Raw genomic sequence first — 6297 nt, forward strand, 5'->3', positions numbered from 1 at the left:
GCCGGAAATCGACACGGCGGTGAAGATCGAAACGGTCATCGCGAAGAGAACTCGATGCATGCGCACCGGCGCTGGATTTTTCCAGAAGGCTTCCGAACCAAACGGATGGACAACTAATGTCTCTGAGCCCTATTGGAGGCCCTATTGGAGCCCTATTGGAGGGGCATCTGCACGGCGCCGAGCGGACGTAGCGCTCGGGCGACTACAGCGAGATGCTCCACGCGGAGAGCGTGCCCTCGCCGCCCGCGGTGTAGTCGGTGATCACGAGCTTGTAGGCGCCGGTGAGCCAGGTCGACGAGAGCCCCGTGATCGAGTAGGCGCTCGGGATCGGGTCGCCGGTGTTCTTCACGGTATGGGCGGTTCCGTCGGCGGCGACGAGCTCGATGGTGATGTCGGTCGGCGACGGGTGGCTGACCGACAGGTTGAGCGTCGGGTTCGCGTAGTCCCGGTCGACGACGGCCGTGATCCGCATCTCGTAGACGCTCGTCTGCTCGCCGTACTCCGTGTCGTAGTCGTCGATGGTGCCGGTCTGGGTCGCGCTCCACGAGCCGCTCGTCGTCGGCGCGGCCGTGATCGAAGGATCCTCGAACGTGAGGCACCACTCGACGAGCTCGAACGGGATGCCCGCCAGCGCGCCGCTGTGGGCGCTGTCCTCGAAGTAGAGGGTGTAGGTCCCCGCCGTCGACGTTCCCCAGAAGTGGGGGATCGCCCACGTGTTGGCGATGGAGAAGGTCGTGGGTCCGGTCTGCGAGTTGTAGTTGTTGTAGAACGGCACGGTCGTGCCGCCGCGTGTGAGCGTCCCCTCGATGTCCTCGAACGGCGTGGCCGTGATCCCGGAGCGGTCCGTCACGTCGAGCGTGAGCGTGACGACCTTCATGTCGTCGCCGAGGTCAGGGATCGTCATGTCCACCTCGATCGACGGCGGCGGATCGCCGCACCCGAACATCGAGCAGTCGGCCATCGTGGCGCCTTCGCCGCAGAGCACGACGTCCCAGTCCGGCTCCGGGCCCGTGTCGGGGCCCGTGTCGGTGTCGGAATCGGTGTCCGAATCGGAGTCGGAGTCGGTATCCGTGTCCGTGTCGGAGTCCGTGTCGGAGTCGGAGTCGGAGTCCGTGTCGGAGTCGGAGTCGGAGTCCGTGTCGGAGTCCGTGTCGGAGTCGGAGTCGCCGTCGGAGTCGGAATCGCCGCCGACCTTGCCGCCGGTGCAGGACGCCTCGACGAGCGCCGTGCCGAGCGTCGCGATCGCGAGCAGAGCCAATAATCGTTTCGTCATGACCGTCTCCCCGTACCTATGAAAGTTCGTTCGAACACCGTGATCGTAAGTGGTTTTCGCGCCGGACGCAAACGCCCCCTTCGGGGCTGCGCCGCCCGATTGACGCCTCGCGAGCCGGGTGCTACCTACGCTCGGGCCTCAAAAAACGGCGCTTTTGCGGAGGCGAGCTGATCATGACAGTCGTCGGAGTTGTGGGCGCGCAGTGGGGCGACGAGGGCAAGGGCAAGGTCGTCGATCTGTACGCCGAGTTCGCGGACATGGTGCTCCGCTTCCAGGGCGGGAACAACGCGGGACACACGCTCGTCGTCGACGGCGTGAAGACGATATTCCACCTGATCCCGTCCGGCGTCCTGCGGCCCGGCACGACGTGCGTCCTCGGCCAGGGGATGGTGATCGATCTGCGCGTGCTCGTCGAGGAGCTCGACAAGCTCGCCGGGACGGGCACCCTCGGCCGCGCGTCGCTCGCGGTGAGCGATCTCGCGCACGTCATCCTCCCGCACCACCTCGAGCTCGACGGGCTGCGCGAGGATCGGCGGTCGGGCTCGATCCCTTTGGGGAGCACGCGGCGCGGCATCGGCCCCGCGTACGAGGACAAGGTCGGACGTCGCGGCGTGCGGGTAGGCGATCTCTACCGCCCGGACGCCCTCGCGGGTGCACTCGAGGACGTGCTCGAGTACTGGCGCCCGATGCTCGAGGCGAGGGGCGCGAAGGTCGGGTCCGCGGCGGAGGTCGCCGCCTCGCTCGCCCCGCTCGCAGAGCGCGTCCGCCCGTACGTCACCGACACCGTCGCGCTTCTTCACCGCGCGCTCGACGGCTCCCGCGCGATCCTGCTCGAGGGCGCGCAGGGCGTCATGCTCGACGTGGACCACGGCACCTACCCGTTCGTCACGTCGTCGAACACCGTGATGGGCGGCGCGTGCACCGCCCTCGGCCTCGGCCCGACCTGCATCGACGAGGTCGTCGCGATCGCCAAGGCGTACACGACCCGCGTCGGCGAGGGCCCGTTCCCGACCGAGCTCCGCGACGACGTCGGGGGGCGCCTGCGGGACGTCGGCGCGGAGTTCGGCTCCACGACCGGCCGTCCGCGCCGGTGCGGCTGGTTCGACGCGGCGCTCGTGCGGTACGCCGCGCGCATCTCGGGGGCGACGCGCCTCGCCATCACCAAGCTCGACGTGCTGACGGGCCTCCCCGAGATCAAGATCTGCGTCGGCTACACCCTCGACGGCGCGAAGGTCGACGGCGTCCCGCTCGCGGCGCTCGAGCGGGTCGTGCCCGTGTACGAGACCCGGCCGGGGTGGAGCGAGCCCATCACCTCCGCGCGGCGCGTCGAGGAGCTGCCGCGCAACGCGCGCCTCTACGTCGAGCGCCTCTGCGAGCTCGTCGGCTGTCCGGCGTGCATCGTCTCGGTGGGCCCGGGGCGGGAGCAGACGATCGTGATCTCGAACCCGTTCGCGGCGTGAGCGGTCAGTCGATCCCCAGGTGCGCGTCGATCTCCGCCTCGACGGAGCCCCAGCTGATCTTCTCCCCGCAGATGAACACCGACGGCGTGCCGCCGACCCCGGCCGCCTGCGCCTGCTCCTTGTCCCAGGCCAGGAATGAGTAGGTGTACGGATCCGCGAGGTCTGCCTCGAACTGGGTCATCTCGAGCTGCAGGACGTCCGCGCAGTACGCCCGGATCTCGTCGAGGCTGTACTGCACGCCGTCGTAGTAGGCGCCGTCGTAGATGTAGTCGTGGAGCTGCCAGAAGTGCTCCATCCCCTGGTTGCCGGCGGCCACGGTCGCCGCGTGCACTTCCCAAGAGGCCTGGTAGTCGAACGGATAGTGGTGGTAGTAGAGCCGCACGCGCGCGCGGATGTCCGGGCGCGTCGCCCAGACCTCCTTCCAGAGCTGCGCGAACTCGGCGCAGTGCGGGCACTTGAAGAACGAGATGTCGACGACCTCGAGATCCACGGCCTCATCGCCGCCCATGTACGGGTTGTACGCGTTGTTGAAGAGATCGGGGGACCCCTCCGGGCAGGCCGCGCCCGGTCCTGAGTCGTCGACTGAGGCGTCGAACCCGCTCGCGTCGGGTTCCCAGTAGTCGTCGATCGGCGGGCGGCAGCCCTGCGCCAGCGCGATCGCCGCGCCGAGGGCGAGGATCGGAAGGGCCGGTGTCGATGTCCTGTTCATGCTCACACCCCTGGTTCGTTCTCCGCCATCATAATACACTATCCGCGCCGCGAGCCACGTCACTTGACGACGTGACACCGTTGGAAGGGAGAAGCCCGTGCGCGCGACGCCCCCAGCCGAGCTGCCGATCCTGAGGCTCGTGCCGCTGCTCAAGCCGCTCGTCTGGGGCGGACGCCGGCTCGAGACCTCGCTCGGCCGCGCGCTCCCTGAGGGCGTGGCCGTCGGCGAGTCGTGGGAGATCGTCGATCTCGAGGGCGAGCAGTCGATCGTCGCGGACGGGGCGTTCGCGGGCGCGTCGCTCGGCGAGCTGCGGAGGGATCACGCCGCGGCGCTCCTCGGCGCGGTGCCGCCCCTCGACGGGCGGTTCCCGCTCGTGCTGAAGTTCATCGACGCGCGGGAGACCTTGTCGGTCCAGGTGCACCCGGGACCCGCGGCGTGCGCGCGCATCGGGCGCGGGGCGCGGCCCAAGACCGAGGCGTGGTACGTGATGGCCGCCGAGCCCGGCGCGGTGCTGTACCTCGGCCTCGCCCCGGGCACGGATCGCCGCGCGTTCGAGGCGGCGCTCGCCGCGGGGGACGTCGCGCGCCTGCTCCGCCGGATCGAGGTCGAGGCGGGCGAGATCGTCCACGTCCCGACCGGGACGGTGCACGCGATCGGCGGCGGGATCCTGCTCGCCGAGGTGCAGCAGTCGTCCGACACGACCTACCGCGTCTTCGACTGGAACCGGGTCGGCACGGACGGGAGGCCGAGACAGCTCCACGTCGCAGAGGCGCTCGATTCGATCGGCTTCTCGGGCGCCGCGACAAAGGCCTTCGAGGCCCCGCGCTCCGGCCGCCGCGGCGTGACGTGCGCGGAGCTCAACATGGAGATCCTCTCTCGCGAGGAGGTCGCCGCCGGGTGCTCCTTGTCGAGCGCGGGCTTCGTCGCGTTGGTCGGCGTCTCGGGCTCGGGAATGGCGGAGGTGCGCGCGGGCGGCGAGTCGAGGCGGCTCGGGCTCGGCGGGACGCTGCTCGTTCCCGCGTGCCGCGCGGAGCGCGTTGAGCTCGCGGGCGACGGCGATCTCGTGGTTCTGGCGGCGTTCGCCGGCTCGGGCGGCGGCGCGTAGCGCGGCATTGGACCAAAGCCGCGCGTTTCGCTATGCTCTTCGGCATCGGGTTCGAGCCCCGGCTCGACGCGCCATGACGGGAGGCGACATCATGTGGTGGAGAACGATCGCGGCCGCGCTGCTCGCGGTTCTCATGACGGCGGCACTCGGGTCGTGCGATCCGGCCGAGGGGATCGCCATGGATCCGGACGCCAACTTCGAGGGAGGCCCGCCGGACGCGAGCTCCGATTCGGACTCGGACACCGACTCGGACTCGGACACCGACACCGACACCGATTCCGACTCGGATACGGATTCGGACGCCGACGGCGGCAAGTAACTACTTCTTGAAATAGCGCACGATGCGCGGGGCGAGCCAGATGGCGGCGATCACGGCCGCGATGATCAGGAGCGTCCGCGGGTTGCGGACGAACCGCAGCGCCAGCAGCAGGCCGGCGAGCGCGAGGAGCACGTACAGCCCCGTGCGCCCCTGCCTGGGAGGCGCGGCAGAGGGTGGGGCGCCGCCCCCCGGAGGTTGCGAGGCCCGCCCGCCGCGCCGTGCGTCGTCGTAGCGCGCCCGTCTCTCGGGGTTCCCGATCACGGCGAACGCCGCGTTGATCTGCGCCAGCTTCTCCTTCGCGAGCTCCTCGAGGTCGTTGCCCTGGTGCTTGTCGGGGTGGTACTTCGCCGCGAGGGCGCGGTACGCCCTCGTGATCTCGTCCGCGCTCGCGAAGGATCCGACGCCGAGCACCGCGTAGTAGTCGATCCCGGGATCGAACTCGCTCAATTGCCGGGCCCCTTCATCCTCGTCAGCTGCTGCGCGTAGTCGGCGTCGGTGCTGAGCAGGATCCACGTGTTCTCGTCCACGGTCGTCTCGTAGCTCTCGAGGATCTTGACGAACCTGTAGAAGGCCGGGTCCGCCTTGTACGCGTCGGCGTAGATCGCCGCCGCCTCGCCGTCCGCGCGGCCCCGGATCTCCTGCGCCTGGCGGTACGCCTCGGAGCGGATCGTCTTCAGATCGCGGTCCTTCTTGCCGAGGATCTCGGCGGACATCCCCTGGCCCTGGGAGCGGAACGCCTCGGCGACCCGCCGGCGCTCGGACACCATGCGGTCGAAGACCTTCGCCTGCACGCTCTCCACGTAGTCGATGCGCTTGAACTGCACGTCGCGCAGCTCGATGCCGAGCTTGGCCACCTCGGCCGACGCCCGTTCGAAGATGAGCTGCGTCAGCTTCATGCGGCCGGCGGTGATGGTGTAGATCATCTCCTCGCCCATGGTGCTCACGCCGAGGACCGAGGGCGCGGCCTCGGGCTTCTGCGCGACCTTCTCGGGCGCCGGGGGCGGCACCGCGTCGTCGCCCGCCTTCGCCTCCTTCTCGTCCTCGACGCCGCCGTCCGCGTCGTCCGCCGGGGCCGGCTGCTCCCGGGCGGTCTCCTCGGCCGTTGCCACCGAGTCCGGCGTCATCGGCTGCGCCGCGCCGGCGGCCATCATCTCCTCGTTGGACAGGGCAAACGCGCGGTTCGTCGTCCGGATCACCTCGATCAGCTTGTGGTTGGCGACCACGTTCCGCGCCGCGCTCTCGACGATGTCGTCGAGCCGGCTCTGGGCGCGCTCCTCGGTGCCGATCTTCTCGATGTAGACGAGCGGCTCCGCGATGCGCCACCGCGCGAAGATGTCGATGGCGATGAACCGCTTGTCCGCGGTCGTGACCTGGGTCGGCTCGCCGTCCCAGCCGAGCCACCGCTTCTCGAACTTCCGCGGATCGTCGACG

Annotated in this window: 7 protein-coding genes; 3 read left to right on the top strand and 4 right to left on the bottom strand. The window is 69.7% G+C overall.

What is annotated here, in order from left to right; translation table 11 throughout:
* Positions 1-202: 202 nt before the first annotated feature.
* The gene (locus tag M0R80_30710; GenBank protein MCK9464011.1) at positions 203-1273 is read right to left on the bottom strand and encodes a hypothetical protein; all 1071 of its coding nucleotides are present in this window, start codon (positions 1271-1273) and stop codon (positions 203-205) included.
* Positions 1274-1446: 173 nt separating this feature from the next.
* Here M0R80_30710 and M0R80_30715 point away from each other — a divergent pair, with 173 nt between their 5' ends.
* Positions 1447-2733, top strand: coding sequence for an adenylosuccinate synthase (locus M0R80_30715; protein ID MCK9464012.1), 1287 nt, complete (start codon positions 1447-1449; stop codon positions 2731-2733).
* 4 nt (positions 2734-2737) lie between these two features.
* On the opposite strand, the gene M0R80_30720 is transcribed toward M0R80_30715, so the two are convergent.
* The gene (locus tag M0R80_30720; GenBank protein ID MCK9464013.1) at positions 2738-3442 is read right to left on the bottom strand and encodes a DsbA family protein; all 705 of its coding nucleotides are present in this window, start codon (positions 3440-3442) and stop codon (positions 2738-2740) included.
* 97 nt (positions 3443-3539) lie between these two features.
* Here M0R80_30720 and M0R80_30725 point away from each other — a divergent pair, with 97 nt between their 5' ends.
* Together M0R80_30725 and M0R80_30730 are read left to right on the top strand one after the other, a co-directional pair.
* Entirely contained in the window at positions 3540-4547 is a 1008-nt protein-coding gene (locus tag M0R80_30725) for a class I mannose-6-phosphate isomerase (protein MCK9464014.1), read from the top strand.
* 91 nt (positions 4548-4638) lie between these two features.
* A complete protein-coding gene (locus tag M0R80_30730) occupies positions 4639-4866 on the top strand; it encodes a hypothetical protein (GenBank protein MCK9464015.1) in 228 nt (75 codons plus the stop codon).
* Here the strand turns inward: M0R80_30730 and M0R80_30735 are convergent, their stop codons facing one another.
* Positions 4867-5313 (bottom strand): J domain-containing protein, encoded by a 447-nt coding sequence (locus M0R80_30735; GenBank protein ID MCK9464016.1) that lies wholly within the window; start codon positions 5311-5313, stop codon positions 4867-4869.
* Positions 5310-6297: protease modulator HflC (gene hflC, locus M0R80_30740; protein ID MCK9464017.1), on the bottom strand; the 988-nt coding region annotated here is incomplete at its 5' end. The genes hflC and M0R80_30735, both read right to left, overlap by 4 nt.

This window comes from Pseudomonadota bacterium, from assembly GCA_023229365.1.
GTDB lineage: Bacteria > Myxococcota_A > Polyangia > JAAYKL01 > JAAYKL01 > JALNZK01.